This window comes from Bradyrhizobium sp. NDS-1 (assembly GCF_032918005.1).
GTDB classification, from domain to species: Bacteria; Pseudomonadota; Alphaproteobacteria; order Rhizobiales; family Xanthobacteraceae; genus Bradyrhizobium; species Bradyrhizobium tunisiense.
In genome coordinates this window covers 1,983,298-2,008,425 of record NZ_CP136628.1, presented here as the reverse complement: position 1 = coordinate 2,008,425, position 25,128 = coordinate 1,983,298, and the positions used below count along the sequence as shown (strand labels likewise).

The following is a 25,128-nucleotide window of genomic DNA, read 5'->3' as shown; positions in this document are numbered from 1 at the left end:
CATGTCGGACACGGTCCTCGTCCTCAACTCGGGATCGTCGAGCATCAAGTTCGGCCTGTTCGAGATTTCGGCGGACGAACCCAGGCTACTTTGCAAGGGCCTGCTCGACGAGCACGAGGCAACACCCCGGCTCGTGGTGAAGAGCCCCGCGGGCGAAGATCTGTTCGAGACACGAAGAGACGCGGCGGATGCCGAGGGCGGCCATTTGTTCGCCGACGTGCTCGCCTTCATCGAGGAGAAGTTCGGCGATCACAGCCTGCGCGCCGTCGGTCACCGGATCGTTCACGGCGGGCCGGATAATTCAGGCCCGGTCGCACTGACAGACGGCGTCATAGCGAAGCTTGAGGCATTGACCCCGCTGGCACCGCTGCACCAGCCGCGATGCCTCGCGCCAATTCGCGCGCTTGCGGCGATCCGTCCTGCGCTGACGCAGATCGCCTGCTTCGACACTGCCTTCCATCACAGCATGCTCCCGACCGCGAGCCGCTTCGCGATTCCGAGGCGGTATGAGGCGCGCGGCGTCCGGCGCTACGGCTTTCACGGCCTCTCTTTCGAATATGTCGCGGGGCGCCTGGCCGAGATCGCGCCCGAGCTCGCGGCCAGGCGCTGTGTCATCGCGCATCTCGGCAACGGCGCCAGCTTGTGCGCGCTGCGCGACGGCCGCAGCATCGACACCACGATGGGACTGACGCCGCTCGACGGCCTCGTAATGGGCACGCGCTGCGGCGCGATCGATCCCGGCGTCCTGCTCTATCTGCAACAGCACGAGAACATGTCGGTCGAGGATGTCCAGCACCTGCTCTATCACGAGTCCGGCCTGCTCGGCGTCTCGGGCCTCTCCGCGGACATGCGCACGCTGCTCGCGAGCAATGAAGCTGCGGCGCGGGAAGCGATCGATCTGTTCGTCTTCCGGGCGGCGCAGCAAGTCGCGATGATGGCCACCACACTCGGCGGCTTGGAGTGCCTGGTCTTCACCGGCGGCATCGGCGAGCATGCCAAGGAAATTCGCAGCGCGATCTGCGAGCGCATCGGCTGGCTCGGCGTGCACGTCGATGCTGCGGCGAATGACGCGACGCGCGAGCGGATCAGCGCGGGCGAGAGTGCCGTCGAAATCTTCGTCGTTCCGACGAATGAAGAGCTGACGATCGCGCGGCACTGCAAGACGGTGCTCGTGGGGTGAAGTGCCATCGGCGGCCCCAGTCTGAATTGCGAGTTGGAGTCACGGAGACAGACCCCTCACCCGAGTGAGATTGCATTTCCCAGCAGAGCTGCCCTCTCCCGCAGGGGGAGAGGGCACAGTCACGCGCAGCCCTCTCGCTGCCCTAATGCGTGCCCGTCAATATCTGGTAACAGCTAATCACGACCTCGATCACGATCAGCACCACCACCGCAATCTCGAGGCGGAGCGAGCGCCTTGTGTCGATGATGTCGGTGAGCGCGTTGGCGGTCTCCGAGATGGCGGTGAGCTTGCGCTCGAGCGTGTCGAGGCGCTCCTTCAATTCGTACTCGTCCTCGAGACGTGAATAGAGCCGGTCGAGCTCGGGCTTCTCCCAGAGCACGTCGGGTTTTTCGGCGACGGCGACGCGGCCGGCAACGCGCTGCTGGACCAGCAGCGCGTTTCCGATCAGTTGCAGGACGCCCTTGCGGCCGGGCGGCGTGCGGCCGTGCTCGGCAAGCTGCCGCGCAAGCGGCTCGATCACGTCGAAGACTGCGGCGACGCGGCGCTCGTCGCGCGCCAGCGAGGTGCTCTTGGCGAGCGCGTCAGCGATCAAGAGAAGCCGGTCGTCCGAGAATTTGGCGAGGCAGATCGGCCCGCCTGGCTGGATCGCCTCGGCGGCCTCGTCGTTGCAAAGCTGGGCCTGCGCGATCTCCTCCTCGAAGGGGCTGAACTCTCCGATCAGGCGTGACTTCAGGTTGTCGACGAGAACCTTTTCCTCCGAAGGAAGCAGGCCGATCAGTACCACGACGCCGTACCGGAAGATCACGGCAAGTCCGGCATGGACGCGGAAGGCGGCCGGGGTGGACGAGACCAGCGTGCCGATCTCCAGGCCGGAGGCATTGATGCGGTCACCCAGCATCAGAGCCCGGATCCGCAAGGTCGGCGCGCCGTCCGCCTTCGGAGTTGTTGCAGGAGCACTAACAGCGAGTTGATCGGCGTTCATAGGACACTCTCGTCAGTCTTACGGATGGCAGGCCGTTCCTGTGTCCGCGGTCGTTTGTCACGCATCATCCCCTTGCGGGATTGCGATCTGCCCGCATGGCGCGCAATATCGGAGCCGAACTCCGGACTAACACTGGGCCGGCGGGCCTGCGCCGAAATATTCGGCAACATTGCCGCCCGGCAGCGGACATATTTGAATGCGATGGTTCTGGTAGTTTACCATCGAATACCGAGGCCCCCGGCCAAAAGTTGCTCTCGGCGCCGTCGCGTGTTTATGACAACATCATAACGGACTACGCTTCTCCCGAATTACGGACATCGAAGCCTCACTCATGCTGAGCGTCATCATACCGACCGAAGGTGTCGAGCAGACGGCGGTGGCGACTCTGGCCGCGCTGGTGCCCGGCGCCGCCGCGGGCATCATCAAGGAAGTGCTCCTTGTCGACGGCACTCGCAATGGTGTCATCGAGCGTGTCGCCGACGTTGCAGGCTGCCGTTTCGTCGGTTTCGAAGGATCCTCGCAAGGCGCGGCGCTCGCGGCCGGCGCGCTCCAGGCCCGTTCGCCTTGGCTCATGTTCCTCCCCGCAGGCGCGGTGCTGGACACGGGCTGGATCGAGGAGACGACCCAGTTCATCCAAAGCGTCGCGTCCAGCGGCCGCGATCGCGCAGCGGTGTTCCGCTATGCGCGCTCCCCCTACGCCGATACCGGTTTCCGAGATACCCTCTGGGCCGTGGTGCGCAAGCTCGTCGGTCCCTTGGGCGATCAGGGACTTTTGATCGCGCGCGATCATTACGACCGGATCGGCGGCTACCCACCCCAGGCTCGCCGCTCCGAGGCGCGGCTGCTGCGGCGGCTCGGCCGCTCCCGGACTATGCTGCGCAGCCGGATCGTCATGGTCGGCTGAGGCCCAGCCGATACTTGCCAAAGTCGAATAATTATTTGACAATAGCAAGTATCGAGGGGAGCCATGGCAATCGACGGTACCGACGACCAGATCGCAGCAGTTCGGGCCTTCAATCGCTTCTACACCCGCAAGCTTGGTGTGCTCGACCAGCATCTCGGCAACAGCCCATTTTCGCTCAGCGAGGCTCGCGTGCTCTATGAACTCGCGCATCGCGATGGGCTTGCGGCAAAAGAGATCGGGAACGAGCTTGGTCTCGATCCCGGCTATCTCAGCCGCATCGTCCAGAGCTTCGATGAAAAGAGGCTGATCACGCGAAAGCCCCTGCCCGCGGATCGCAGGCAATACCAGCTCAGTCTCACGGCCAAGGGCCGCCAGACCTACGCCAAGCTGAACGTGAACTCGCAAAACGAGGTCGCCGCCATGCTGGCTCAGCTTTCGGCCAGCGATGCAAAGCGGCTCACGCAGGCCATGGCGACCATCGAAGCTGTGCTGGAGCAACGTCGAGCTCAGCCCGCGGCGTTCATGCTGCGCAGCCATCGCGTCGGTGACATGGGCTGGGTCATCTCCCGCCAGGCCGCTGCCTATGCCGCCGATTACAACTGGGACATCAGCTACGAGGCGCTGGTCGCCGAGATCTGCGCACAGTTCATCAGGAACTACGACGCCGCGCGCGAGCACTGCTGGATCGCGGAAGTGGGTGGCGAGCCGGTCGGCTCGGTCTTTCTGGTCAAGGCCACCGACGAGATCGCCAAGCTGCGCCTGTTGCAGGTGGAGAAGAAGGCGCGGGGCCTCGGCGTCGGCCGCGCGCTGGTCGATCAATGCATCCAGGGCGCCCGCGAGAGGGGCTACAGAAGGATGACGCTGTGGACACAGAGCATCCTGGCCGCCGCGCGCGGGATCTATCAGAGTGCGGGATTCGAGCTGGTCGCGACGGAGCCGCATCACAGCTTCGGACAGGATCTGATCGGAGAGACATGGGAAATGGATCTGTGATCATCTCGCAACGAGCGAGATGCGTATGAATGTGCCCTCGCCCCTTGCGGGAGAGGGCAACGACGCTGGTAGACACAAGCTCACGCGGGTGAGGGGTATCTCTCCGAGCACTCCGTGCCGATAGATACCCCTCATCCGGCGCTTTCGCGCCACCTTCTTCCACAAGGGGGAAAAGGGAAGAAGAAACAGCGAGCAGCTAAACCGTCGCACCTTGCGCCTTCGGCCTTCGCAGATGCTCGTCCAGGCGCGGCATGATCTCGACGAAATTGCAGGGCCGCGTCCGGTAGTCGAGCTGGGCTGCAAGGATGCCGTCCCAGCCGTCGCGGCAGGCGCCGGGGGAGCCCGGCAGGCAGAAGATATAGGTCGCCCCCGCAACGCCCGCCGTGGCGCGGCTCTGGATCGTCGAGGCCCCGATCTTGGCGTGGCTCAGCATGTGGAAGGCGATCGAGAAGCCGTCCATGCGCTTCTCGAACAGCGGCTCGATCGCCTCCGGCGTGACGTCGCGTCCCGTAAAGCCGGTTCCGCCGGTGGTGATGACGACGTCGACGCCGGCATCCGCGATCCAGCGGCGGATCACGGTGCGGATGGCTTCGACATCGTCGGTGACGATCTCGCGCGCGGCGAGATGATGGCCGGCAGCCAGCAGACGGTCGGTCAGCGTCTGGCCCGACTTGTCGTCAGCGAGGACACGCGTGTCGGACACGGTGAGCACCGCGATGTTGAGCGGGATGAACTGTTTTGCTTCATCGATAGACGCCATAGCGCTGCACCTTCTCTCAACACCGACCACCGCCATCCTTCGAGGCTCGCCGAAGAGGCGAGCACCTCAGGATGACGGCACTACTCCCGGATTCCGAGATGCGCAATCGCGCATGATAATGCGCGCTGCGTCCGGGGCACGGAGTCTTCGTTACAACGCCCCGGCGCCGAACGTATTGCAGGCCTGGACCGTGCCCTGCTGGTAGCCGGTCATGAACCACTGCTTGCGTTGCGCAGCCGAGCCATGCGTGAAGGAATCCGGCACGACGCGGCCCGTGGCCTGGCGCTGCAGCGTGTCGTCGCCGATCGCGCTCGCCGTGGTCAGCGCGGCGTCGATGTCGCCGGGCTCCAGGAAGTTCGGGCGCTTCTTGGCCTCGCGATTGACCCAGACGCCGGATAGGCAGTCGGCCTGCAATTCGACCTTCACCTGGAGCGCATTCGCCTCGGCCTTGGAGCCGGCCTGTTGCTGCAGCCGCGTCACGCGCGGGATGATGCCGAGCAGGTTCTGGATGTGATGGCCGACCTCGTGGGCGATGATGTACGCGGTGGTGAAGCTGCACGCCGACTTGCCGGAGCAGCCGCGGAAGCGCGTCTCGACCTCGCGGAAGAAGCTGGTGTCGAGGAAGATGGTGCGGTCCGGCGGACAATAGAAAGGCCCCATTGCCGACTGCGCCATGCCGCAGCGGCCGCCATTGGTGGCGTTGCGGAACAGCACGATCTTGGGACCGGTATAGGACTGGCCGCTGGCCTGGAAGATTTCGGTCCAGCGATCGTCGATCTCGCCGAGAATGCCGGAGATCATGCTGCCCATCTCGTCGGTCGGCGCGCCGCGCTTGCCGGAGGAGGCCTGGCGATCGGTCTGGTAGGTCGGTGCCTGGCCGCCGCCGGTGAGAATCTCGGCGCCGCCGATCAGGATGCGCGGGTCGATGCCGAAGGCGTAGCCGACCAGGCCAAGGATGATGATGGTGCCGATGCCGAGCCCGCCGCCGCCCATGGGCAGGCCGAACCCGCCTCCGCCGCCGCCACCACCATCATCGCGACGATCCTCGATGTCGTCGCTGCGGCGGAAATCATCGTAGCGCATGGCGGGTTTTCCCTCAGTCCTCGATTGGCGGCATCCGGGCGCAGGAGCGCGAAAGCTCAACGCGCCACACACGTAAAATTTCCGTTGCTTTTATCAATATCGTGGCCGGCAAAAATTGCCTAGTGCGGCAACATGCCGATGCCAGCAATTTTTTCCGAGGGTCGAGCAATTTTTTCCGAGAGAGAATCGACGCCTTTTTCGGGCCATGATCGCTCCCGCGACGCGTCGAAACGCGAAATACACTGCAAAACACGACGAATGCGCACGATGAATCGCGCGCGAGGAATGATGCGAGTCCTGCTCGCGAAAGCGGCGGGTTAAGTCGATTTTTACTTTGCCGCTTCAATGTAACGGTCAGTCGGTTGTTTGGTCCCGCGTCGCCGACAGCGTCGCCTGAGTCAGAGTTCTTGAGTCATGGTAGAGTCGCGTCGCGGGGCGTCTGCAAGGGCGCCCCGCACAAATTTCGAGTCCCCTTCGCATCGCATCATCCTCGGCGATTGCGTCGCCGAGATGTCGAAGCTTCAGGCTGGTTCGGTCGATCTCGTGTTCGCCGATCCGCCCTACAATCTTCAGCTCAAGGGCGATCTCAAGCGCCCCGACGAATCCCATGTCGACGCAGTCGACGACGACTGGGACAAGTTCGATTCGTTCTCCGCCTATGACGATTTCACCCGTGCCTGGCTGCTTGCCGCCCGCCGCGCGATGAAGCCGTCGGCGACGATCTGGGTGATCGGCTCCTACCACAACATCTTCCGCGTCGGCGCCATCATGCAGGACCTCGGCTTCTGGCTCCTGAACGACATCGTCTGGCGCAAGTCGAACCCGATGCCGAACTTCCGCGGCCGCCGCTTCACCAACGCGCACGAGACCATGATCTGGGCCGCGCGTGATGAAAAGGCCAAGGGCTACACATTCAATTACGAGGCGCTGAAGGCCGCCAACGAGGACGTGCAGGCGCGTTCCGACTGGCTAATTCCGCTCTGCACCGGCGAGGAGCGCCTCAAGGGCGCCGACGGCAAGAAAGTGCATCCGACGCAGAAGCCGGAAGGCCTGCTCGCGCGTGTGCTGCTGTCATCGTCGAAACCCGGCGATCTCGTGATCGATCCGTTCAACGGCACCGGCACCACCGGTGCGGTCGCAAAACGGCTCGGTCGCTCCTATATCGGGTTCGAGCGCGACAAGACCTATGCGAAAGCAGCCGAAGCCCGCATCGCCGCGGTCGAGCCGCTGCCGGAGGCGAGCCTCGCCCCGTTCATGACCGCGCGCGAAGCGCCGCGGGTTGCGTTCTCCGAGCTGATCGAGCGCGGCATGATCATGCCCGGCACCAAGCTGTTCGACGCCAAGAAGAAGCTCGGCGCTCTCGTGCGCGCCGACGGCGCCATCATGTTCGGCGACAAGGTCGGCTCGATCCACCGCATGGGCGCGGTGGCGCAAGGCGCGCAAGCCTGCAACGGCTGGACGTTCTGGCACATCGAGACCAAAAAGGGTCTCAAGCTGATCGACGAGCTGCGCGCCGAAATCCGCGCCGGCATGGCGGCAGACTGATCCGACCCTGCTCTCGCAGGACCTCGTACCCGTGGGACCTCTACCCGTGGGCACGGCACTTTACACCTTTGCCCACGCTACGGCACCTTGAATGGGGAGCCAGCCGGGATTAGATTCCGCTGATCAGCCCCGTCTGACCGGCCGGCTCCCATGCGACGACAGTCCGAGACATTGCTGCTGGTGCCGCTGCTGCCGATCTTCCTGGTCGGCATGTTTCCGATGTTCCTGATCGCCCTGCTCGGATTCTTCGGCCTCGCGCTGTTCGGCGTGCTCGTGATCTGCGTCGGTCTCGCCAGCAGCAACGAGGCTCACGACAATTTCAATCACGACGTCATCGTTCACGGCTATGCGCGCGGATCTGAGCGCAAGGCGCGGGCCGGCGACATGCATCTCGCCGCGCGGCTCGGGCTGCGCCTGGAAGCGGTCGGCGCGGCGATGGTCATTACGGCGGCGATCGGCCTTTGTTACGCCGGATGATCTGCGCAGAGCGCAGATACCGCCCGGCAAACTCGCCGGTTGCCCTCCCCAACGAGGTTCGGGCAAAGAGAAGCGACCAAGCGGCGATGACGCCGCGTTTGCTCGGCAAGAAGATTGGGGAGATGTGTGATGCTCAAATTCTATTTCAACGGTTCGCCGAATCCGACCAAGGTCGCGCTCTATCTCGAAGAGGCGGGACTGCCCTTCGAGCCGGTGAAGATCGACACCCGCAAGGGCGAGCAGTTCACGGCGGACTATCTGAAGGTCAATCCGAACGGCAAGGTGCCGGCGATCGACGACAATGGGACGATCGTGTTCGACTCGAACGCCATCCTGCTGTACCTCGCCGAGAAGACCGGCAAGTTCCTGCCCTCCGCCAGCGTGCGCGGCGAGACGCTGTCATGGCTGATGTTCATCGCCACCGGCGTCGGGCCGTACTCGGGCCAGGCGGTGCACTTCAAGCATTTTGCGCCGAAGGACCAGAACCACGACTACGCTCATAACCGCTACCAGTACGAGACCGATCGCCACTACAGGATTCTCGACGGCCACCTCGAAGGCCGCCGCTACATGGTCGGCGACAGCTATTCGATCGTCGACATGGCGCTGTGGGGCTGGGCGCGGATGCTCCCGTTCAAGCTCGGTGACGACGCCTTTGCGCGATACCCGAACGTGAAGCGACTGGTAGAGGAGATTTCGGCGCGCCCGGCAGCGGCGCGCGCGATTGCGCTGAAGGACAAGTTCACCTTCAAGGCCGAGATGGACGATGAGGCGAGGGCCAATATGTTCAAGCACATGACGACCAAGGTCGCCTGATCGCACCACAAACGATGAAGGGCCGCGCGCGCGCGCGTGGCCCTTTGCTTTCAGCTCAGGCGGCGTGAACCGAGCTCAGGAACTTGGCGACTTCATGCTTCAGCCGGTTGCTGTCGGCCGACAGCAGGCGCGCCGCCGAGAGCACCTGCGAGGAGGCCGAGCCGGTCTCGGACGCTCCGCGCTGCACGTCGCCGATATTGGTCGAGACCCGCTGGGTGCCCTGGGCGGCCTGCAGCACGTTGCGCGAGATTTCCTGCGTGGCCGCGCCCTGCTCTTCCACGGCCGCGGCGACCGCAGAGGAGATCTCCGACAGCCGTTCGATGGTGCCGCTGATCTCCCTGATGGCGCCGACCGACTGCTCGGTGGCGGCCTGGATGTTCGCGATCTGCTGGCCGATCTCGCCGGTTGCCCTCGCGGTCTGCTCGGCAAGCGCCTTGACTTCGGTGGCGACGACGGCAAAGCCGCGGCCGGCATCGCCCGCACGCGCCGCCTCGATGGTGGCGTTGAGCGCGAGGAGATTGGTCTGGCCCGCGATGGTGCTGATCAGTTCGACGACGTCGCCGATCCGGGCCGCCGCCTTGGAGAGCTCGCCGACGCGATCGTTGGTTCGGCTGGCCTGGCCGACGGCCTCACCCGCGATGCGCGCGGACTCCTGCACCTGGCGGGCGATCTCCCCGACCGACGACGACAGCTCCTCGGTCGCGGTGGCGACAGCCTGGACATTCGCGGTGGCTTCCTGGGATGCGGAGGCCACCTCGGTCGACAGATCCTGGGCGCGCGAGGCGGTCGTGGTCAGGGTGCCGGCCGAGGCTTCGAGCTCGCTCGATGCCGACGACACGGTGTTGACGATCTCGCCGACGGCCTGCTCGAACTGGTCGGCGAGCCTCTCCATGTCTTTCTTGCGGCTTTCGGCCTGCCGCGCCTCGAGCTCGCTTTGCTTGGCGCGCATGCGCTCGGTGTCGATCATGTTGTCCTTGAACACCTGGATCGCCTTGGCCATGTCGCCGATCTCGTCGGCCTTGCCGCGGCCGGGGATTTCGACCTCGAGATTGCCGCCGGCAAGCCGCCCCATCGCGCTGGTCATCGAGGCCAGGGGACCGACGATGCTGCGGGCGATCAGGAAGGCGACGATGCCGCCGAACACGACGGCAAGCCCGCCTGCAATCTCCTGAACGGTCGTCGTGCCGGCGATCACCGCTTCGGCATGGCTGCGCGAGTCCTGATAGTCCTTCTTCAGGGTCGTTTCCGCGGCCTTGAGTCTGCCGATGCTGTCGACGATCAGAGGTGCGAGGCTCTTGTGGTAGATCTCGTCGGCCTGAAGCATCGCGGCCGACGTCGTCTCGAACGCGGATTTGTAGATTCCGAGCGAGGTCTTCACCGGCGCGAGGGTGGCGCGCAACTCCGCTGCCTGCGGGCTCTTTTCGAGAGCCGCGAGCCGCTGCGCCGCCCTGTCCACACTCGCCCGAAAGTTGGCCGGCCCCTGTGTATCGCGCAGGGCGAGGAAACGCCAGTTTGCGACCCGAACAAGAAGGGTCCTGGATTCGAGGTCGGCGACGAGGGCCGCGGTGTCCTCGTCGACGGCCGCGCGCGCCGTATCGACCAGCTTGCCCATCTTGACGGCCAGCTCCTCGCCGCTCGGCAGCAACGTCGCCTTGCCCGTCCTTGCCTCGTTGACGGCGTCTGCGAGGTTGTCACGCAGGCGTCGCATCTTGACGACGTCGTCAATGAGACCGTTGTAGAGCGCTCGCCGCTCCTCCGAGAGCGTCCCCTTCGCGCCGACCCGCAACAGCTCGGTCGCCGCGGTTTCGCGCTCCTGCGCCTCCTTCATCGCGGATTCGTTGGCATCGTAGACGTAGCGCAGATTGGCGCGCTGGATCGCCTGAAGGTGGGTCGATATCTCCAGCACTCGCGCCGTGCTGTCAGAGAGAGCGGACTGTCTTGCGACCTGATCCTGGACCGCCCACAAATTCCCGACGGCAACGACCGCCATCACGAGACCAACCGCCACCAGGGCCATGAAGCCTGCGTACAGGCGCCCCCTGATCCGCAAACGAAACTTCGGCATTCCCACTGTCCACCCAGATGCATTCCACTTCGAGCGACCGAACGATTCCGGCGATTATCGCCGGCCCCCCTGGCAGCCGCGCGCCGCATTCTCGCTACCCACGCTGCACCGCGACACAATGGAGGACACTCGTTAATTGAACCTTCAAATTGTTCGCGCGTGCGCGCCTCGTCGCACACAGACTTGCTGATTTTATCGGCAGCTATGCGAAGTCATGCAGGAATCCGCAGCGGCATGCATAACGTCGCACGCAAGCCCTCAGAGGGCGCTGGCTTGCTGCAGTTTGCCGAGGGCGTGGTCGACCACTTCCAGCGTGTACGGCTTCTGGATGACCGGCACCGAGGCAAGCTCAGCCGGAAGCGGCGCGCGCTCGCCATAGCCGGTTGCGAAGATGAAGGGCACGCCGATCTCTTTCAGCTTCTGCGCCACCTTGATGCTGCTCTCGCTGCCGAGGTTGAGATCGAGCAGGGCAAAGCTCGGCCGCGTGCGTTCAATCGAACGCAGCGCCTGATCGACGCTCGCGGCGGTGTCGACGTGGCGCGCGCCGAGATCGAGCAGGATGACCTCCGCCGCCATGGCGATGATCAGATTGTCCTCGACGATCAGCGCTGTGTCGGACAGCCGCGGGCGGCTGGACTGCTGCTCTTCGACGCGCATGGCGGCTCCTGCTATTGATGGCACGAATTCCACGAAATTTGCGGGGATGACGAACTTCGCCTGCACGCCCAGCAGATCGAAGCGGATCTCGGCATCGCCCTTGAGATCGAACGGCACCGAGCGCTCGATGATCGTGGTGCCGAAGCCCCGCCGCGACGGCGGCTGCACCGGCGGGCCGCCGCTTTCCTTCCATTCGATCACCAGGCTCGACGAGGGATCGAGACGCCAGACCACTTCGACGCTGCCGGTGGAATCGGCGAGCGCGCCATATTTGGCGGAATTCGTCATCATCTCGTGGACGACGAGAGCCAGCGTGGCAAACGCCTTGGGATCGAGCGCGACGTCAGGCCCGCCCATCTTGACCCGGTCTGCACGCGCCCCGAGATAGGCGCCGGCCTCGGATTCGACGAGGGTCCGCAGCGCCACCGGCGCCCAGTTCAGATTGGTGATCTGGTCGTGGGCGCGCGCCAGAGCCTGGATGCGGCCGCCGAGAACGCTGGCGAACTCCTCGACGCTCGTCGCGGTATCCTTGCTCTGCGCCACCAGCGCGCGGACCAGGCTCAGGATATTACGGACGCGGTGGTTGAGCTCGGCGATCATCAGCTCCTGCCGCTCCTGCGCGCCGCGGCGCTCGCGCGCGGCGAGGTCGGATAATTGCAGGATCACTTCCAGCAGTGTGACGCGCAGGCTCTCGGCGATGCGGATGTCGGCCACCGACCACGGCTTCGACTGGCCGGCCACCGTCTCCTGCCAAAGCTCGAAGCTCTTGCGCGGCGTCAGCCGTGGTCCGTTCGGACCTTCATCATAGACCTTGTCGGGGGCGCCGGCCCAGTTCACGGACCGCATGACCTCGCGGCGGAAAAAGATCAGGCAATCACGCGGGGTTCGCGAGATCGGAATGGCGAGAAAACCCGCCGCACGGTCGCGGAAGGACTGGCCGGCGGCATAAACCTTGGCTATCTCGGCGCTCGCCAGGATCCGCCCCGGCGAGGTCCGGTTGATGAACGCGACGAGGTCCTTCACTTCGTCCTCGGTCGGCGTGTCTCCTTGAAGCGCGATCTTGTTATCCGACCACACCGCGACGCCGTCGCAGTCGATCATCTTGCGATAGTCGCCGAGGAAGTCGACGATGGCGCGGCGGCTGTGCTCATGCGCGGCCGCGATCTCGATTAACCGCTCCTGAACCTGGTGGGCACGGGCTTCATAGGCGACGTCGCCCTCGCGCTCGCGCCCCTCGACGATCCAGGAGAACATCTGCCCGAACAGCTCGGAGGCCGTACGTTTGTCGAATGAGATGTAACGCGGTGAATAATGATGGCAGGCAAACAGCCCCCACAGCTTGCCGTCGCGCAGGATCGACACGGACATCGATGCGGCGACGCCCATGTTGCGCAGATATTCGATGTGAATCGGCGAGACCGAGCGCAGCACGCTCATCGAGAGGTCGAGCAGCCCGGCATTGTGCGTCGCCGTGGACGTCAACGCCGCCGGCACGGCATTGACGTCGGCGATGATACGCAGCCAGTTGCGTTGGTAGAGCGCACGGGCCTGCCTCGGGATGTCGGAGGCGGGATAACGTAGACCGAGGAAGGATTCCAGTCCGGCCTCCGCGGTCTCGGCGATCACCTCGCCCGATCCGTCCGGGTGAAACTGATAGACCATCACCCGGTCGAAGCCAGTCAGCGCCTTGAGCTGGCGAGCCGCCTCGCGCGCGAGATCGCTCATGCCGCGCGTCTTGCGGATCCGGTCGAGCATCAGACGGACGAGCTCGCCGGAATTGACGCCCGGCTCGTGGACGCTCGGCTCCGCCTCGATGATGAGATAGACGCCGGAGAAATGGATCGAGAGATCGTATTGCGGCTTGCCGGCCTGGAGCTCGATACCGAACAGGCGCTCGGTCGCATCCGGCCCGCTCAAATGATCGACGCGGCTGCGGATGGTCTCGACGGCCGCTTCGGAGATGACGGTCGCCAACGGTCGCTGGAGGAGGTCGGCAATTTCGCTTCCGAGAAAGCTGCCGACATTGTCCGAGGCCATGCAGATCGTGAAATCCGAGAGGACGACGAGCATGAAGCCGAACGGCTGCACGCTGCCCGGAATGTGGATGGGCTCGCGATCGCAATTGGTGAGATTGACGGCCTCGTTCATGCGCGATCCGCCGCCTGCTCAAACGCGGCGAACGCCATCCGCGCCGCCGCGATCACCTCGACCTCGTCGCAGACCTCGCTTTCGAGCTTCGACAGGAAGCTTTGCCAGAGCCGTTTGCCTGTCCCGTGGCGGAGATAGAGGGTGGCCGCACCGATGCGCGGATCGACGGCCTCCGTGACCTCTTTCAGCAGGAACTTGGCCCCGAGCCGGGAGCCCTCCAGCACATACATGGTCCCGAGCAGGCCACCGGGCGTCAGCGGCGGCACCGACACGGAAGACGTCGCATCGCCGCCGAGCCGTCCGAGATCGGCCGTGATCGCCGCACTGCGCGACCGATCCGGCCAGTCGGGAAACATGCTGGCGACGCCAGCCGCCTCGAGCGCGGCTTCGAGCGGAAGCAGCGCGCCGGCGCTGGCTTGGAGAAAGCGGCGATAGCCCGTCAGAACGGTAAGATCAAATGACGACAATTGCGCATCGAGCTCCCGGTGCGCAGCTGCGGTTGCATCTCTTAGTCGGTCACGAAGTCCAGGGAAGCCCGGGTTCACCTGCGTCGAGACGTCCGAAACCCCAGCCAGCATGAAATTCCCAAACACGCGCAGTGTCGGGGGCGCGATTGCCCCGGAAGCGAAGAAAACGCCGGCGGAACCCAAAAGGTTCCACCGGCGCTGGAGAATCTGAGCAGCGAACGGACCATGCCCACGCGCGTCTATGTCCGGCGGTGGGGCTTGTACAGCTCGTACGTGATCTCGGCCCTGGTCATCCCGCAGTCCGGAAGCTCCCGGTCGGTCATCGCAGCGAGTTGAGCCCGGGCCCGGGATCGTTCGCGCTTGTTCCGGAGCATCTCGACCAGAGCCTGCCAGGCCCGCATGACCTTCGCCGGCTCGGCCCGATGACACCGGCCGGCGGAGGTGGTGCTCACTCTCCTCAGCTCGCAGCTCTCTCCGGCGCCTGCGGAAAAGGACCGAGCGCCCTCTCCGTCAGGATCGAGTCACAGTACTCGCGGATTTCCTTGATCTTGCCGTCCGCGAGACGAAACACCAGGCAATAGTCATTGTCGTAGCGCACGCCCTCAGGCGTGACATTGTCGCCCTTGGCCTCCACGACGACCACGTCGCCGTCGGCGATGAAGCGGTGCGCGACCGTGCGCGTGCGGTCGCGCAGGCGGGTGCGCACATAGCCGTGCAGATCGCCAAGGATCGCCTCCTTGCCCGAAAAGGTGCGCGACCAGGAATATTGGCCGGTGACGACCCATTTGGCATCCTCGGCAAGGCTTGCGGCGAACAGGGCGCGATCGCGCGCGGCCGGATCGGGATCGGCGGCGGCGGCGAAAATATCCTGCATCAGTTTCTTGTTGGCGGCAGCGCTCATGGCGGCATCTCCGTTTGGTGAGAACACGGAGATCATCGCCGCGCGATGATAATTCTTCAAATCGATAGAGAATATGATATCTATTCGTTTGATGAATTTGAATTCGCTCGACCTCAATCTGCTGACGGCCCTCGACGCCCTGCTGCGCGAGGCCAGCGTCAGCCGTGCCGCCATGCGGATCGGGCTATCGCAACCGGCGACGAGCCACGCGCTGCAGCGCCTGCGCGACATCTTCGGCGATCCGCTGCTGGTGCGCACCGGCGCGCGGATGGAGCTGACGCCGCGGGCGCAGACCCTGCGCGCGCCGCTCGCCCAGGCGCTCGACCAGGTGCGCGGACTGTTCGCGCCAGACGATTTCGATGCGGCACGCAGCGAGCGGCAATTCCGCCTGATGATGCCGGATCTGGCGGTCGAGCTATTGATGCCGCCCTTGATGGAGAAGGTGACACGGGCCGCGCCCAATGTCCGCATCGACGTGGTGCCGTGGCGGGGACCTGCGATTTTCCACGCCGAGTTCGCCCAGACCATCGACGTCGTGATCTCGATCGGCAATGCCTTCAAGGGCTTCCACCGCCAATTGCTCTACACCGACAGCGATGCGCTGGCGGTGCGGCGCGGCCATCCGATGGGCGCGAAGCTGAAACGGCGCGAGACGTTCCTGGCGGCACGCCACGTCGGCGTGATCATTCGCGGCAGCAACGAGGATTTGATCGACACCTGGCTGCGCGCCAAGGGCATCGAGCGCCATATCGCGCTGGTGGTGTCAGGCTATCTCGAAGCGCTTCACGTCGCCGCCCGGACCGACCTCGTCGCCTTCGTACCGCGCCGCCTCATCGCAGCGCTGTCGAAACAGCTCGGCCTCGTTGCAGTGACACCGCCGCTCGACCCGGGGATCGACGAGCAGTTCATGTTCCATCCCACCCGTGCGCAGATGGACCCCGGCTCGATCTGGTTGCGGCGGCTGATGCTGGAGACGGGGCGCGAGTTGGAGAAGCGGAGGACCTTGTAGGGTGGGCAAAGCGAAGCGTGCCCACCATCTGTCGCGATCGGAAAGAGATCGTGGGCACGGCGCTGCGCGCCTTTGCCCACCCTACGAGAGCCGGGCCCTCACGCCTTCTGCGCGGCCATTACCTTTGCCACGGCGGGGCGGTCGGACATGCGCTTGAAGTGATCGGCGATCTTCGGCGTCGCGTTGATGTCGACGCTGTCGCCTTCGAGCCAGGTTGAGAGCGTGTAGAGATAGGGATCGCAGATCGTGAACTGATCGCCCATCACCCAGGGCCCCCGGAACATCTTCTGTTCGATCAGGGAAAAGCAGGCCGCCATGGTCTTCGGCACCATCGCCTTCATGTCTGCGAACGAGCTCTCCTGCGTCGCCCAGCGCGCGCCGCGCATCTTGTGGGCGTGGTTGATGTGCACGGTCGAGCAGAGATAGGAGTTGAACGATTGCACCTGGGCGAAGTCGAAGGGATCGTCGAGCGGCGCGAGCTTCGTCTTGGGAAACGTCTGCGCGAGGTAGGCCAGCATCGCCGGCGTCTCGGTGAGGACGCCGCGATCGGTCACCAACGCCGGCACGCGGCCCTTCGGGTTGATCGCGAGATAGTCCGGGCTGGTCTGCTGGTTGTCCTTGAAGCTCAGCCGTTCGGCCGTGTAGTCGGCGCCGGCTTCCTCCAGGGTGATGTAGGTGGCGAGCGCGCAGGTGCCGGTGGCGTAGTAGAGCTTGAGCATGGCGGACCTCATGGGGAAAAGTCGAGGTTAACGGGCCCCCGCCGCGCCGTCCATAGGCGAACTCTTCGCAGTTGCCCACCGCCACCCTGCTATGCGAAGACGCGTGAATTGGAGGGGGATCTTGTCATGACCGTACTCATCGCCGGTGGCGGCATCGGCGGGCTGACGCTCGCGCTCAGCCTGCACGGAATCGGCGTTCCCGTAAAAGTGTTCGAGAGCGTCGCCGAGTTGAAGCCGCTCGGCGTCGGCATCAACGTACTGCCGCATGCGGTGCGTGAGCTGATCGAGCTCGGTCTGATGGACAAGTTGGACGCCAGCGGTGTCCGCACACGCGAGCTCGCCTATTTCTCCAAGCACGGCAAGCCGATCTGGAGCGAGCCGCGCGGGCTGGAAGCCGGCTACAAATGGCCGCAATTCTCGATCCATCGCGGCACTTTGCAACAGCTCCTGCTCGACACCGCGGTCGAGCGACTCGGCCGCGACAACATCCTCACCAGCCACCATTTGGCCGGTTGGACCGAGACGGCCAATGGCGTGCGCGCCGACTTCATCGACCGGGCAGCCGGCAAGGCCGCAGGGACGTACGACGGTGCGATCCTGATCGCCGCCGACGGCATCCATTCCGCCGCGCGCGAAAAGCTCTATCCCAATGAAGGCCCGCCGATCTGGAACGGCCGCATCCTCTGGCGTGGCGTCACGCCGTCCAAGGCCTTCCTCACCGGCCGCACCATGATCATGGCCGGGCACGAGATCCTGAAATTCGTCTGCTATCCGATCAGCAAGGCGCCGGACGCGTCCGGCAATCACCTGATCAACTGGGTCGCCGAGCGCCACATGCCCCCGACCTATCAGTGGCGGCGCGAGGACTATAACCGCACCGCGCGGCTGGAGGAGTTTCTGCCCTGGTTCGAGAGCTGGCAGTTCGACTGGCTCGACGTGCCCGGCCTGATCAGGAACTGCCCGCACGCCTACGAATATCCGCTGGTGGACCGCGATCCGGTCTCGCGATGGACCTTTGGCAAGGTCACGCTGATGGGCGATGCCGCGCACCCGATGTACCCGATCGGATCGAACGGCGCCTCGCAGGCGATCCTCGATGCCCGCACCATCACCCGCGAGATCCTCGCGCACGGACCGACGACCGCGGCGCTGCTCGCCTATGAGGCCGAGCGCCGGCCCGCCACCACCGACCTCGTCCTGCTCAACCGCAAGAACGGCCCCGAGCAGGTGATGCAGCTCGTCGAGGAACGCGCGCCCGACGGCTTTGAGGTGGTCACCGACGTGCTGTCGCAAAAGGAGCTGGAGGACATCGCGGCCAACTACAAGCGCGTCGCGGGATTCCAGGTGGAAGCGCTGAATGCCAAGCCGCCGATCGTGAGCAAGGACGCGCGGGCGGGAGCTTAGGATTTCGCACGAAGCGGGATGCGCATGGATGCGCCCTCGCCCCTTGTGGGAGAGGGCAGCGACGCAGGCAAACACAAGCTCGCTTGGGTGAGGGGTATGTCTCCCCGCGTTCAACTCGCGATGAGAGTTCGCGGAGAGATACTCCTCATCCGGCGCTTCGCGCCACCTTCTCCCGCAAGGGGAGAAGGGAAGAGGAGCGGCCTATTTCCCCACCACCCTCGCCGCCTCCAGCAATCGCTCGCTCGCGCTTGCCGTTGCCAGCACCGTGCCGTCTTCGGCCATCAGCTTCGCCTCGACGAACGCAATGGTCTTGCCGAGCTGCGTCACTGTCGCTTCGCCAATGATCGTCCCGGGCTTGGCGGGACTGAGGAAGTTCACCGTCATGCTGATGGTGGTGGTGTAGAGCCGGCCCTCGCTCATCACCAGCACGGCCGGACCCATGGTGTCGTCGAGCATGGCCGAGAGCATGCCGCCCTGGATGAAGCCGGCCGGATTGCAGAACTCCGGCTTGCCCTCGAAGGCGAGCTTGATCCAGCCTTCCTCCGGACGGGCATCGAGCAGACGCCAGCCGAGCAATTCGGCGCAGGGCGGCCGTGGAAAGTTGTCGAGCGCGGTCTTGACCATTGGCAGCCTCCGTTCGCAATGCCCTAGCGTAGCGCTGCTGCCAGCGTGCTGTCAGGAGGATCGCCCCGGCGACAGGTCCAGCGCGTGCGCGATCACCTTCCGCATGACGTTGGGCAGTGCTTCACCGGCAAGGGTCGCGGTCGGCACCCACCGCATGCCCTCCGGCGCGCCCATGCCCGCCTCCGCCTTCGCCGTATAGACCACCAGCTCCAGCGGAAAATGCGTGAACACGTGGGTGACGACGCCCACCTTGCGCTGCCAGCGTGACAATCCCTTCAGCGCGGGCGCCTGCCGCTTCGCCGTCGCGTCGTCTTGGCCGGCGAGCCAGTCCGAGCCCGGCACTTCCGTCATGCCGCCGAGCAGCCCCTTTTCGGGACGGCTGCGCACGAGCAGCTCGCCGCCGCGTGTGACGACAAAGGCGGCGCCGCGCCGCAGCGTGCCACTCTTCTTCGGCGCCTTGCGCGGAAAGCTCTCCTGCGTGCCCTGCAGCCGCGCCGTGCAATCCTCGCTCAGCGGACACAGCGAGCAGGCCGGCTTTTTCGGCGTGCAGATCGAGGCGCCGAGATCCATCAGCGCCTGCGCGCTGTCGCCGGCGCGGGAGTTTGCAAGCAGCGTCGCCGCCAGTTGCTGGATCAAAGGTTTCGCCTGCGGGAGTTCATCTTCAACCGCAAAGAGCCGCGACACCACGCGCTCGATATTGCCGTCGACCGGCATGGTGTGGCGATCGAAGGCGATCGCCGCGATCGCCGCCGCCGTGTAGGGCCCGATGCCCGGCAGCGCACGCAGCCCCTCCTCCGTATCGGGAAAGCTGCCGCCATGCTCGCGCGTCACAGCGACCGCGCAGGCGTAGAGATTGCGCGCACGCGAATAATAGCCGAGCCCGGCCCACATCCGCAGCACGTCGTCCTGCGAGGCGTTGCCGAGTGCCGCGACATCAGGCCAGCGCGCCACGAATTTTTCGAAATAGGGACCGACCGCCTTCACCGTGGTCTGCTGGAGCATGATCTCCGACAGCCAGACGCGGTAAGGATCCGATGCCTCTCCAGGCGCCGCGCGCCAGGGCAATCGGCGGCGGTGGCGATCGTACCAGGCAAGCAGGAGCGTCGGGCGCGATGATGCTTTCGAGGGGGCGGGTTCCGGCCTGGCCTTGAGGGCAGATTTGGGGCTCATGCTCTCACCCTAACGGCGTTACGCCGATCTCTCCACGTCAGGCCCGCGCTCGGCGCAGGCATCCACGTCTTTTCTTCGCAGGAGAACGTGGCCGGCCTTCGCCTCGCCGAAGCGGCTTCGGCCGCGCAGGCGCGACAAGCCCGGCCATCACGGGCCGCGGGGCCTGTGGCCCACCCGACGAAGTGCTATAAGGGCCCATGTCCAAATTCCCTCCCAAACCCGGTCCGATCAGCGCCAAGCCGCTCGGCATCCTGCTCAACGACGTCTTTGCCGAGGCCTATGCCAAGCAGGGCTTTGCGGCGCGCGAGCTGGTGACGCGGTGGGCGCAGATCGCCGGGCCGGAGATCGCAGCTCATGCCGAGCCGCTGAAGATGCAATGGCCGCGGCCGGTGGAGGGCCAGCCGCAGGAGCCGGCGACGCTGGTGCTGCGGGTCGAGGGGCCGATGGCGCTGGAGATCCAGCATTCCGCCGACGTGATCCTGGAGCGGGTCAACCGCTTCTTCGGCTGGAGCGCGGTCGGCAAGCTGGCCTTCCGGCAGGCCCCCCTGTCGCGGCCCCGGGTCCGGAAGAGCCCCGGTCCGCCAGACCCCAAGAGCGTCGCCAAGGTAGCCGAGGGCCTGGGGGACATCGAAGATGAAGAGCTGAAGACGGCGCTTGCGCGGCTCGGGGCCGCCATCAAGCGAAATTGAGCCTTATTTCGCGGCCAATCTGGACCTGTCCTGACCGCTCGCCATTGCCTCAATCGACGTTTCAAGCTAGCGACAGGCCGCCCGGGAAAGATAGATCCCTGGGGCGACATTTTTGCCAAATCTGGAGCCGACCGTGATCATCACCCGCCGCGCCTTCACCACGATGCTGTCGCTGACCGGGCTTGCCGCGGTCGCCGGGTTCTCTCCTCTGCGCTTCATCTCCGAAGCCATGATCCCTGAAGCAATGGCGCAGTCCGCAGGCGATGTGGCCAAGCCGGTGTCACTTCCCGACATGGCGCTTGGCCCGAACGATGCCGCCGTCACGATTACCGAATACGCCTCGATGACCTGCCCGCACTGCGCGGCCTTCAACGAGCAGGTGTTCCCCAAGCTCAAGAAGGAATACATCGACACCGGCAAGGTGCGTTACATCTTCCGCGAGTTCCCGCTCGATATCAAAGCCGCCGCCGGCTCGATGCTGTCGCGCTGCATCGCCAATGGCGACGCGCCGAAATACTTCGCGGTCACCGACATGCTGTTCCGCCAGCAGAACGACTGGGTGATGAAGAACACCACGGAGACCCTGACGCGGATCGGCAAGCAGGCCGGCCTCACCCAGCAGCAGGTCGAAGCCTGCCTGAAGGACCAGGCGCTGCTCGACAAGATCGCCGCCGACCAGAAATATGCCAGCGAGGTGCTGAAGGTGGATTCGACGCCGACCTTCTTCATCAACGGCGAGAAGATCAAGGGCGAAGCCTCGTTCGAGGATTTCGCCAAGAAGATCAATCCGCTGCTGAAGAGCTGATTCGCGCGCGACAATCCTGATTCGCGCATCTGAGGCCGTATCTTTCCCGGCATAAATCCCTTGGGAAAAGCGGCTTTCGCCGGTTGCCCTCACGGCACACCGCGGCCATTGTCCAGCCGCATGAGGCGCCTCGCGCGACTCACCCAGAGAGCGACATTGCCTTCCATGGTATTGTCCCGGCAGGGGGATTCGCGCCTGCCAACAGAGATGCGTGCTTATGAAAATCACCCGCCTGCGCCTTCACGGCTTCAAGTCCTTCGTTGAGCCGACCGACTTCGTCATCGAGCCCGGCCTGACCGGCGTGGTCGGCCCCAACGGCTGCGGCAAGTCGAATCTCGTCGAGGCGCTGCGCTGGGCGATGGGCGAGACCTCCTACAAGAGCTTGCGCGCCGCCGACATGGACGCGGTGATCTTCGCCGGCTCCGGCAACCGCCCCGCGCGCAACCATGCCGAAGTGACGATGACGATCGACAACGCCGATCGCACCGCGCCGGCGGCGATGAACGACAGCCAGCTCCTCGAAATCTCCCGCCGCATCGAGCGCGAAGCGGGCTCGGTCTACCGCATCAACGGTCGCGACGTGCGCGCCCGCGACGTGCAAATCCTGTTCGCGGATGCCGCCACCGGCGCGCGTTCGCCGGCGCTCGTCCACCAGGGCAAGATCGGCGAGATCATCCAGGCCAAGCCCGAGCAGCGCCGCCGCGTGCTGGAAGACGCCGCCGGCGTCGCCGGCCTGCACGCGCGCCGCCATGAAGCCGAGCTGCGGCTGAAGGCGGCTGAAACCAACCTCACCCGTGTCGAGGACGTGATCGGCCAGCTTGCAGGGCAGATGGAAGGCCTGAAGAAGCAGGCCCGCCAGGCGGTGCGCTATCGCGAGGTCGCCGCCAAGGTCCGCAAGGCCGAAGCCACCCTGTTCCATCTGCGCTGGATCGGCGCCCATGCCGACGTCAACGAATCCGGCCAGACCCACGATCTCGCCGTCCGCGAGATGGCCGAGCGCACCCAGCACCAGGCCGAAGCCGCCCGCATCCAGGCGATCCGCGCCGCCGAAATGCCGGCGCTGCGCGATGCCGAAGCGCGCGCCGCTGCCGGGCTGCAGCGCCTGACCAATGCCCGCGAGCTGCTCGACCGCGAGGAAGAGCGCGCCAAGGAACGCGTCGCCGAACTCGAGCGCCGCCTCGCCCAGTTCGAAGGCGACATCTCCCGCGCCCAGCAGCAGACCATGGATGCCGACGTCGCGCTGCAGCGGCTCGACACCGAAGATTCCGAGCTGAAGGAAGAGATCAAGTCGCGCGTCGAGAAGCGTTCCGGCGTCGACGAGCGCGTCGGCGAAGCCGAAGCGGTGCTGACCGAGACCGAGCAGCAATTCGCCGAGCTCACCACCGCGCTCGCCGACCTCACCGCCAAGCGCAATCAACTCGAAGCCAACGTCCGCACCCACCGCGACAAGCTTGCCCGGCTCGACCAGGAGATCGCGAATGTTGCCGCGGAAGAGCAGAAGCTTGCCGCCGAGACCGGCGGCTTCGGCGATCTCGACGAGCTGACGGCCGCGGTCGAGACCGCCGAGCAGACGCTGGCGGCCTCGGAGGCCGCGGCGCAGGCCAGCGAAGCCGCGCACGTCGCGGCGCGCCAGACGCTGGAATCTTCGCGCTCGCCGCTGGTCGAGGCCGACAAGCGCGCGCAGCGGCTCGAAACCGAGGCGCGCACGATCTCCAAGATTCTCAACGGCGAAACCAAGAATCTGTGGCCGCCGATCATCGACGGCATCACCGTCGACAAGGGCTTCGAAAAAGCCATCGGCGCCGCGCTCGGCGACGATCTCGACGCGCCGGTCGATCCGTCGGCGCCGATGCGCTGGACCAATGTCGGACACACCGAGGCCGATCCGGAGCTGCCCGAAGGCGTCACCCCGCTCGCAAACCACGTGCAGGCGCCGGCCGAGCTGGCGCGCCGCCTGGCCCAGATCGGTGTGGTGCCGCGCGAGCGCGGCGCCGAGCTGGTCTCGCAGCTCAAGACCGGCCAGCGGCTGGTCTCGCCCGAGGGGGACGTCTGGCGCTGGGACGGCTTTGTCGCGGCCGCTCACGCCCCGACCGGTGCCGCGCGGCGCCTTGCCGAGCGCGCTCGTCTCGTCGACATCGAGAACGAGCTGGAGCAGGCCCGCATCGACGCGCAGATCAAGCGCCAGGAGCTGGAGAACGCCGAGTCCGAGCTGCAGATGGCGGCCAGCACCGAAGGCGCGAGCCGCGAAGCCTGGCGCGCCGCGCAGCGCGAGCTCAACGTCGCGCGCGAGCGCCATGCCAATGCCGAGCGAGAGATCAGCCGCCACGCCGCACGCAAGGCAACGCTGTCGGAAGCGCACAGCCGCCTCGCCGCCGACCGTGCCGAAGCCGAAGCTGCCTATGAATATGCCGAAGCCGGCATCTCCGAGCTGCCGTCGAGCGAGGATACCGAGACCCGTCTCGCCGCCGTCCGCAGCGACATCGAAGGCCATCGCCGCATGGCCGCCCAGGTCCGCGCCGAGGCGCAGGCGCTGGCCCGTGAAGCCGAGCTCGCCGATCGCCGCGTGCAGGCGATCCTGGCCGAGCGCAACGAGTGGCAGAACCGCAAGGAGAGCGCGGCCTCTCATATCGACACCATCCAGGCTCGCATCGCCGAGCTCACGATCGAGCGCAGCGAGCTCGAAAACGCGCCGCAAGTGTTCGCCGAGAAGCGCAGCGCGCTGATCACCGAGATCGAATACGCCGAAAACGACCGCCGCATGGCCGCCGACGCGCTTGCCACCGCGGAGACCGCGATGGCCGAGACCGACCGCGTTGCCAAGCTGACCCTCGAGGCGCTCTCCAGCTCGCGCGAGGCCACCGCCCGCGCCGAGGAGCGCATGGAAGGCGCGCGGCGCCGGCTCGAGGACATCGAGCGCGAGATCCGCGACATGCTCGAGGTCGAGCCGCAGGCCGTCGCCGGTCTCGCCGAGCTCGAGCCCGGTGCCGAGCTGCCGCCGCTGCACGACATCGAGGAAGATCTCGAAAAGATGCGCCGCGACCGCGAGCGCCTCGGCGCCGTCAATTTGCGCGCCGAGGAAGAGCTGCGCGAGGTCGAGACCCAGCACACCGGTTTGGTCACCGAGCGCGACGACCTGGTCGAAGCCATCAAGCGGCTGCGCCAGGGCATCCAGAGCCTCAACAAGGAGGCGCGCGAGCGGCTTCTGACCTCGTTTGAGGTCGTCAACAACCACTTCAAGCGCCTGTTCGTCGAGCTGTTCGGCGGCGGCGAAGCCGCGCTGCATCTGATCGAGAGCGACGACCCGCTCGAAGCCGGTCTCGAAATCATCGCAAAGCCCCCGGGCAAGAAGCCGCAGACGCTGTCGCTGCTCTCGGGCGGCGAGCAGGCGCTGACCGCCATGGCGCTGATCTTCGCGGTGTTCTTGACTAACCCTTCGCCGATCTGCGTGCTGGACGAAGTCGACGCGCCGCTCGACGACCACAACGTCGAACGCTACTGCAACCTCTTGCACGAGATGACCGGCTCGACCGATACGCGCTTCATCATCATCACGCACAACCCGATCACGATGGCGCGGATGAACCGTCTGTTCGGCGTCACCATGGCCGAGCGCGGCGTGTCGCAACTGGTGTCGGTAAGCCTGTCAGAGGCCGTGGACATCCTCGACCAGAACGTGGCTTGACGTGGCTGTCATTCCGGGGCTCGCGCAGCGAGAACCTGGAATCCATTT

General features: G+C 65.5%; 22 protein-coding genes. 11 read left to right on the top strand and 11 right to left on the bottom strand.

All coding sequences use genetic code 11. The annotated features are described in order from the left end of the window. The first annotated feature begins 1 nt into the window (after nucleotide 1). Nucleotides 2–1,180 (top strand): acetate/propionate family kinase, encoded by a 1,179-nt coding sequence (locus RX330_RS09505; protein WP_317242824.1) that lies wholly within the window; start codon nucleotides 2–4, stop codon nucleotides 1,178–1,180. Between the two features lie 142 nt (nucleotides 1,181–1,322). On the opposite strand, the gene RX330_RS09500 is transcribed toward RX330_RS09505, so the two are convergent. After that, nucleotides 1,323–2,162, bottom strand: coding sequence for an RMD1 family protein (locus RX330_RS09500; RefSeq protein WP_317242823.1), 840 nt, complete (start codon nucleotides 2,160–2,162; stop codon nucleotides 1,323–1,325). A gap of 331 nt (nucleotides 2,163–2,493) precedes the next feature. On the opposite strand from RX330_RS09500, the gene RX330_RS09495 reads away from it, so the two are divergent. Then, a complete protein-coding gene (locus RX330_RS09495; RefSeq protein WP_212089358.1) occupies nucleotides 2,494–3,066 on the top strand; it encodes a glycosyl transferase in 573 nt (190 codons plus the stop codon). 63 nt (nucleotides 3,067–3,129) lie between these two features. Continuing rightward, nucleotides 3,130–4,059, top strand: coding sequence for a helix-turn-helix domain-containing GNAT family N-acetyltransferase (locus tag RX330_RS09490; protein ID WP_317242822.1), 930 nt, complete (start codon nucleotides 3,130–3,132; stop codon nucleotides 4,057–4,059). Between the two features lie 196 nt (nucleotides 4,060–4,255). Here RX330_RS09490 and moaB read toward each other — a convergent pair whose 3' ends face one another. Both moaB and RX330_RS09480 read right to left on the bottom strand, forming a co-directional pair. Further along, nucleotides 4,256–4,819, bottom strand: a complete 564-nt coding sequence (gene moaB / locus RX330_RS09485; RefSeq protein WP_317242821.1) for a molybdenum cofactor biosynthesis protein B — start codon at nucleotides 4,817–4,819, stop codon at nucleotides 4,256–4,258. A gap of 150 nt (nucleotides 4,820–4,969) precedes the next feature. Continuing rightward, entirely contained in the window at nucleotides 4,970–5,902 is a 933-nt protein-coding gene (locus tag RX330_RS09480; RefSeq protein ID WP_317242820.1) for a neutral zinc metallopeptidase, read from the bottom strand. A 414-nt stretch (nucleotides 5,903–6,316) separates the two neighbouring features. Between RX330_RS09480 and RX330_RS09475 the strand changes: the two genes are divergently transcribed. From RX330_RS09475 to RX330_RS09465, 3 genes are all read left to right on the top strand, one after another. Beyond that, nucleotides 6,317–7,447 carry a site-specific DNA-methyltransferase gene (locus tag RX330_RS09475; RefSeq protein WP_283818780.1) on the top strand — a complete coding sequence of 377 codons (1,131 nt, stop codon included), beginning with the start codon at nucleotides 6,317–6,319 and terminating at the stop codon, nucleotides 7,445–7,447. Nucleotides 7,448–7,597: 150 nt separating this feature from the next. Beyond that, nucleotides 7,598–7,924 (top strand): hypothetical protein, encoded by a 327-nt coding sequence (locus RX330_RS09470; RefSeq protein WP_212089349.1) that lies wholly within the window; start codon nucleotides 7,598–7,600, stop codon nucleotides 7,922–7,924. Nucleotides 7,925–8,053: 129 nt separating this feature from the next. Further along, nucleotides 8,054–8,740: a glutathione S-transferase family protein gene (locus RX330_RS09465; protein ID WP_317242819.1), complete on the top strand. Its 687-nt coding sequence runs from the start codon at nucleotides 8,054–8,056 to the stop codon at nucleotides 8,738–8,740. A 55-nt stretch (nucleotides 8,741–8,795) separates the two neighbouring features. Here RX330_RS09465 and RX330_RS09460 read toward each other — a convergent pair whose 3' ends face one another. The 5 genes from RX330_RS09460 to RX330_RS09440 form a co-directional block, all read right to left on the bottom strand. Then, the gene (locus RX330_RS09460) at nucleotides 8,796–10,805 is read right to left on the bottom strand and encodes a methyl-accepting chemotaxis protein (RefSeq protein WP_317242818.1); all 2,010 of its coding nucleotides are present in this window, start codon (nucleotides 10,803–10,805) and stop codon (nucleotides 8,796–8,798) included. Between the two features lie 258 nt (nucleotides 10,806–11,063). Beyond that, nucleotides 11,064–13,610, bottom strand: coding sequence for an HWE histidine kinase domain-containing protein (locus RX330_RS09455; protein WP_317242817.1), 2,547 nt, complete (start codon nucleotides 13,608–13,610; stop codon nucleotides 11,064–11,066). Continuing rightward, nucleotides 13,607–14,188: a biliverdin-producing heme oxygenase gene (locus tag RX330_RS09450; protein WP_212090337.1), complete on the bottom strand. Its 582-nt coding sequence runs from the start codon at nucleotides 14,186–14,188 to the stop codon at nucleotides 13,607–13,609. The genes RX330_RS09455 and RX330_RS09450 overlap by 4 nt, the downstream gene beginning before the upstream one ends. 128 nt (nucleotides 14,189–14,316) lie before the next feature. Next, nucleotides 14,317–14,451 carry a DUF1127 domain-containing protein gene (locus tag RX330_RS09445; RefSeq protein WP_317243867.1) on the bottom strand — a complete coding sequence of 45 codons (135 nt, stop codon included), beginning with the start codon at nucleotides 14,449–14,451 and terminating at the stop codon, nucleotides 14,317–14,319. An 83-nt stretch (nucleotides 14,452–14,534) separates the two neighbouring features. Beyond that, nucleotides 14,535–14,978 carry a nuclear transport factor 2 family protein gene (locus RX330_RS09440; protein ID WP_212089341.1) on the bottom strand — a complete coding sequence of 148 codons (444 nt, stop codon included), beginning with the start codon at nucleotides 14,976–14,978 and terminating at the stop codon, nucleotides 14,535–14,537. A 91-nt stretch (nucleotides 14,979–15,069) separates the two neighbouring features. Here RX330_RS09440 and RX330_RS09435 point away from each other — a divergent pair, with 91 nt between their 5' ends. Next, nucleotides 15,070–15,987, top strand: coding sequence for a LysR family transcriptional regulator (locus tag RX330_RS09435; protein ID WP_317242815.1), 918 nt, complete (start codon nucleotides 15,070–15,072; stop codon nucleotides 15,985–15,987). Nucleotides 15,988–16,085: 98 nt separating this feature from the next. On the opposite strand, the gene RX330_RS09430 is transcribed toward RX330_RS09435, so the two are convergent. Next, entirely contained in the window at nucleotides 16,086–16,706 is a 621-nt protein-coding gene (locus RX330_RS09430; protein ID WP_212089337.1) for a glutathione S-transferase family protein, read from the bottom strand. A gap of 126 nt (nucleotides 16,707–16,832) precedes the next feature. Here RX330_RS09430 and RX330_RS09425 point away from each other — a divergent pair, with 126 nt between their 5' ends. Continuing rightward, the gene (locus RX330_RS09425) at nucleotides 16,833–18,110 is read left to right on the top strand and encodes a flavin-dependent oxidoreductase (protein WP_212089335.1); all 1,278 of its coding nucleotides are present in this window, start codon (nucleotides 16,833–16,835) and stop codon (nucleotides 18,108–18,110) included. Between the two features lie 201 nt (nucleotides 18,111–18,311). Here RX330_RS09425 and RX330_RS09420 read toward each other — a convergent pair whose 3' ends face one another. Further along, nucleotides 18,312–18,734, bottom strand: a complete 423-nt coding sequence (locus RX330_RS09420) for a PaaI family thioesterase (protein WP_212089333.1) — start codon at nucleotides 18,732–18,734, stop codon at nucleotides 18,312–18,314. Nucleotides 18,735–18,785: 51 nt separating this feature from the next. Continuing rightward, nucleotides 18,786–19,904 (bottom strand): A/G-specific adenine glycosylase, encoded by a 1,119-nt coding sequence (gene mutY / locus RX330_RS09415; RefSeq protein ID WP_317242814.1) that lies wholly within the window; start codon nucleotides 19,902–19,904, stop codon nucleotides 18,786–18,788. Between the two features lie 197 nt (nucleotides 19,905–20,101). Between mutY and RX330_RS09410 the strand changes: the two genes are divergently transcribed. The 3 genes from RX330_RS09410 (at nucleotide 20,102) to smc (ending at nucleotide 25,080) form a co-directional block, all read left to right on the top strand. After that, nucleotides 20,102–20,593 carry a DUF721 domain-containing protein gene (locus RX330_RS09410; RefSeq protein WP_317242813.1) on the top strand — a complete coding sequence of 164 codons (492 nt, stop codon included), beginning with the start codon at nucleotides 20,102–20,104 and terminating at the stop codon, nucleotides 20,591–20,593. 133 nt (nucleotides 20,594–20,726) lie between these two features. Next, entirely contained in the window at nucleotides 20,727–21,398 is a 672-nt protein-coding gene (locus RX330_RS09405; RefSeq protein ID WP_212089327.1) for a DsbA family protein, read from the top strand. Nucleotides 21,399–21,615: 217 nt separating this feature from the next. Further along, nucleotides 21,616–25,080 carry a chromosome segregation protein SMC gene (gene smc, locus RX330_RS09400; protein WP_317242812.1) on the top strand — a complete coding sequence of 1,155 codons (3,465 nt, stop codon included), beginning with the start codon at nucleotides 21,616–21,618 and terminating at the stop codon, nucleotides 25,078–25,080. Nucleotides 25,081–25,128: the final 48 nt, after the last annotated feature.

Excerpts from the sequence above, each read along its gene's own strand:
- RX330_RS09460 (WP_317242818.1), bottom strand. The coding sequence starts at position 10,805 with ATGCCGAAGTTTCGTTTGCGGATCAGGGGGCGCCTGTACGCAGGCTTC.
- RX330_RS09450 (WP_212090337.1), bottom strand. The coding sequence starts at position 14,188 with ATGCTGGCTGGGGTTTCGGACGTCTCGACGCAGGTGAACCCGGGCTTC.
- RX330_RS09410 (WP_317242813.1), top strand. The coding sequence starts at position 20,102 with ATGTCCAAATTCCCTCCCAAACCCGGTCCGATCAGCGCCAAGCCGCTC.
- RX330_RS09425 (WP_212089335.1), top strand. The coding sequence starts at position 16,833 with ATGACCGTACTCATCGCCGGTGGCGGCATCGGCGGGCTGACGCTCGCG.
- RX330_RS09490 (WP_317242822.1), top strand. The coding sequence starts at position 3,130 with ATGGCAATCGACGGTACCGACGACCAGATCGCAGCAGTTCGGGCCTTC.
- RX330_RS09480 (WP_317242820.1), bottom strand. The coding sequence starts at position 5,902 with ATGCGCTACGATGATTTCCGCCGCAGCGACGACATCGAGGATCGTCGC.
- RX330_RS09440 (WP_212089341.1), bottom strand. The coding sequence starts at position 14,978 with ATGAGCGCTGCCGCCAACAAGAAACTGATGCAGGATATTTTCGCCGCC.
- smc (WP_317242812.1), top strand. The coding sequence starts at position 21,616 with ATGAAAATCACCCGCCTGCGCCTTCACGGCTTCAAGTCCTTCGTTGAG.
- mutY (WP_317242814.1), bottom strand. The coding sequence starts at position 19,904 with ATGAGCCCCAAATCTGCCCTCAAGGCCAGGCCGGAACCCGCCCCCTCG.
- RX330_RS09470 (WP_212089349.1), top strand. The coding sequence starts at position 7,598 with ATGCGACGACAGTCCGAGACATTGCTGCTGGTGCCGCTGCTGCCGATC.
- RX330_RS09435 (WP_317242815.1), top strand. The coding sequence starts at position 15,070 with ATGAATTTGAATTCGCTCGACCTCAATCTGCTGACGGCCCTCGACGCC.
- RX330_RS09495 (WP_212089358.1), top strand. The coding sequence starts at position 2,494 with ATGCTGAGCGTCATCATACCGACCGAAGGTGTCGAGCAGACGGCGGTG.
- RX330_RS09455 (WP_317242817.1), bottom strand. The coding sequence starts at position 13,610 with ATGAACGAGGCCGTCAATCTCACCAATTGCGATCGCGAGCCCATCCAC.
- RX330_RS09445 (WP_317243867.1), bottom strand. The coding sequence starts at position 14,451 with ATGCTCCGGAACAAGCGCGAACGATCCCGGGCCCGGGCTCAACTCGCT.
- RX330_RS09420 (WP_212089333.1), bottom strand. The coding sequence starts at position 18,734 with ATGGTCAAGACCGCGCTCGACAACTTTCCACGGCCGCCCTGCGCCGAA.
- moaB (WP_317242821.1), bottom strand. The coding sequence starts at position 4,819 with ATGGCGTCTATCGATGAAGCAAAACAGTTCATCCCGCTCAACATCGCG.
- RX330_RS09465 (WP_317242819.1), top strand. The coding sequence starts at position 8,054 with ATGCTCAAATTCTATTTCAACGGTTCGCCGAATCCGACCAAGGTCGCG.
- RX330_RS09505 (WP_317242824.1), top strand. The coding sequence starts at position 2 with ATGTCGGACACGGTCCTCGTCCTCAACTCGGGATCGTCGAGCATCAAG.
- RX330_RS09500 (WP_317242823.1), bottom strand. The coding sequence starts at position 2,162 with ATGAACGCCGATCAACTCGCTGTTAGTGCTCCTGCAACAACTCCGAAG.
- RX330_RS09430 (WP_212089337.1), bottom strand. The coding sequence starts at position 16,706 with ATGCTCAAGCTCTACTACGCCACCGGCACCTGCGCGCTCGCCACCTAC.
- RX330_RS09475 (WP_283818780.1), top strand. The coding sequence starts at position 6,317 with ATGGTAGAGTCGCGTCGCGGGGCGTCTGCAAGGGCGCCCCGCACAAAT.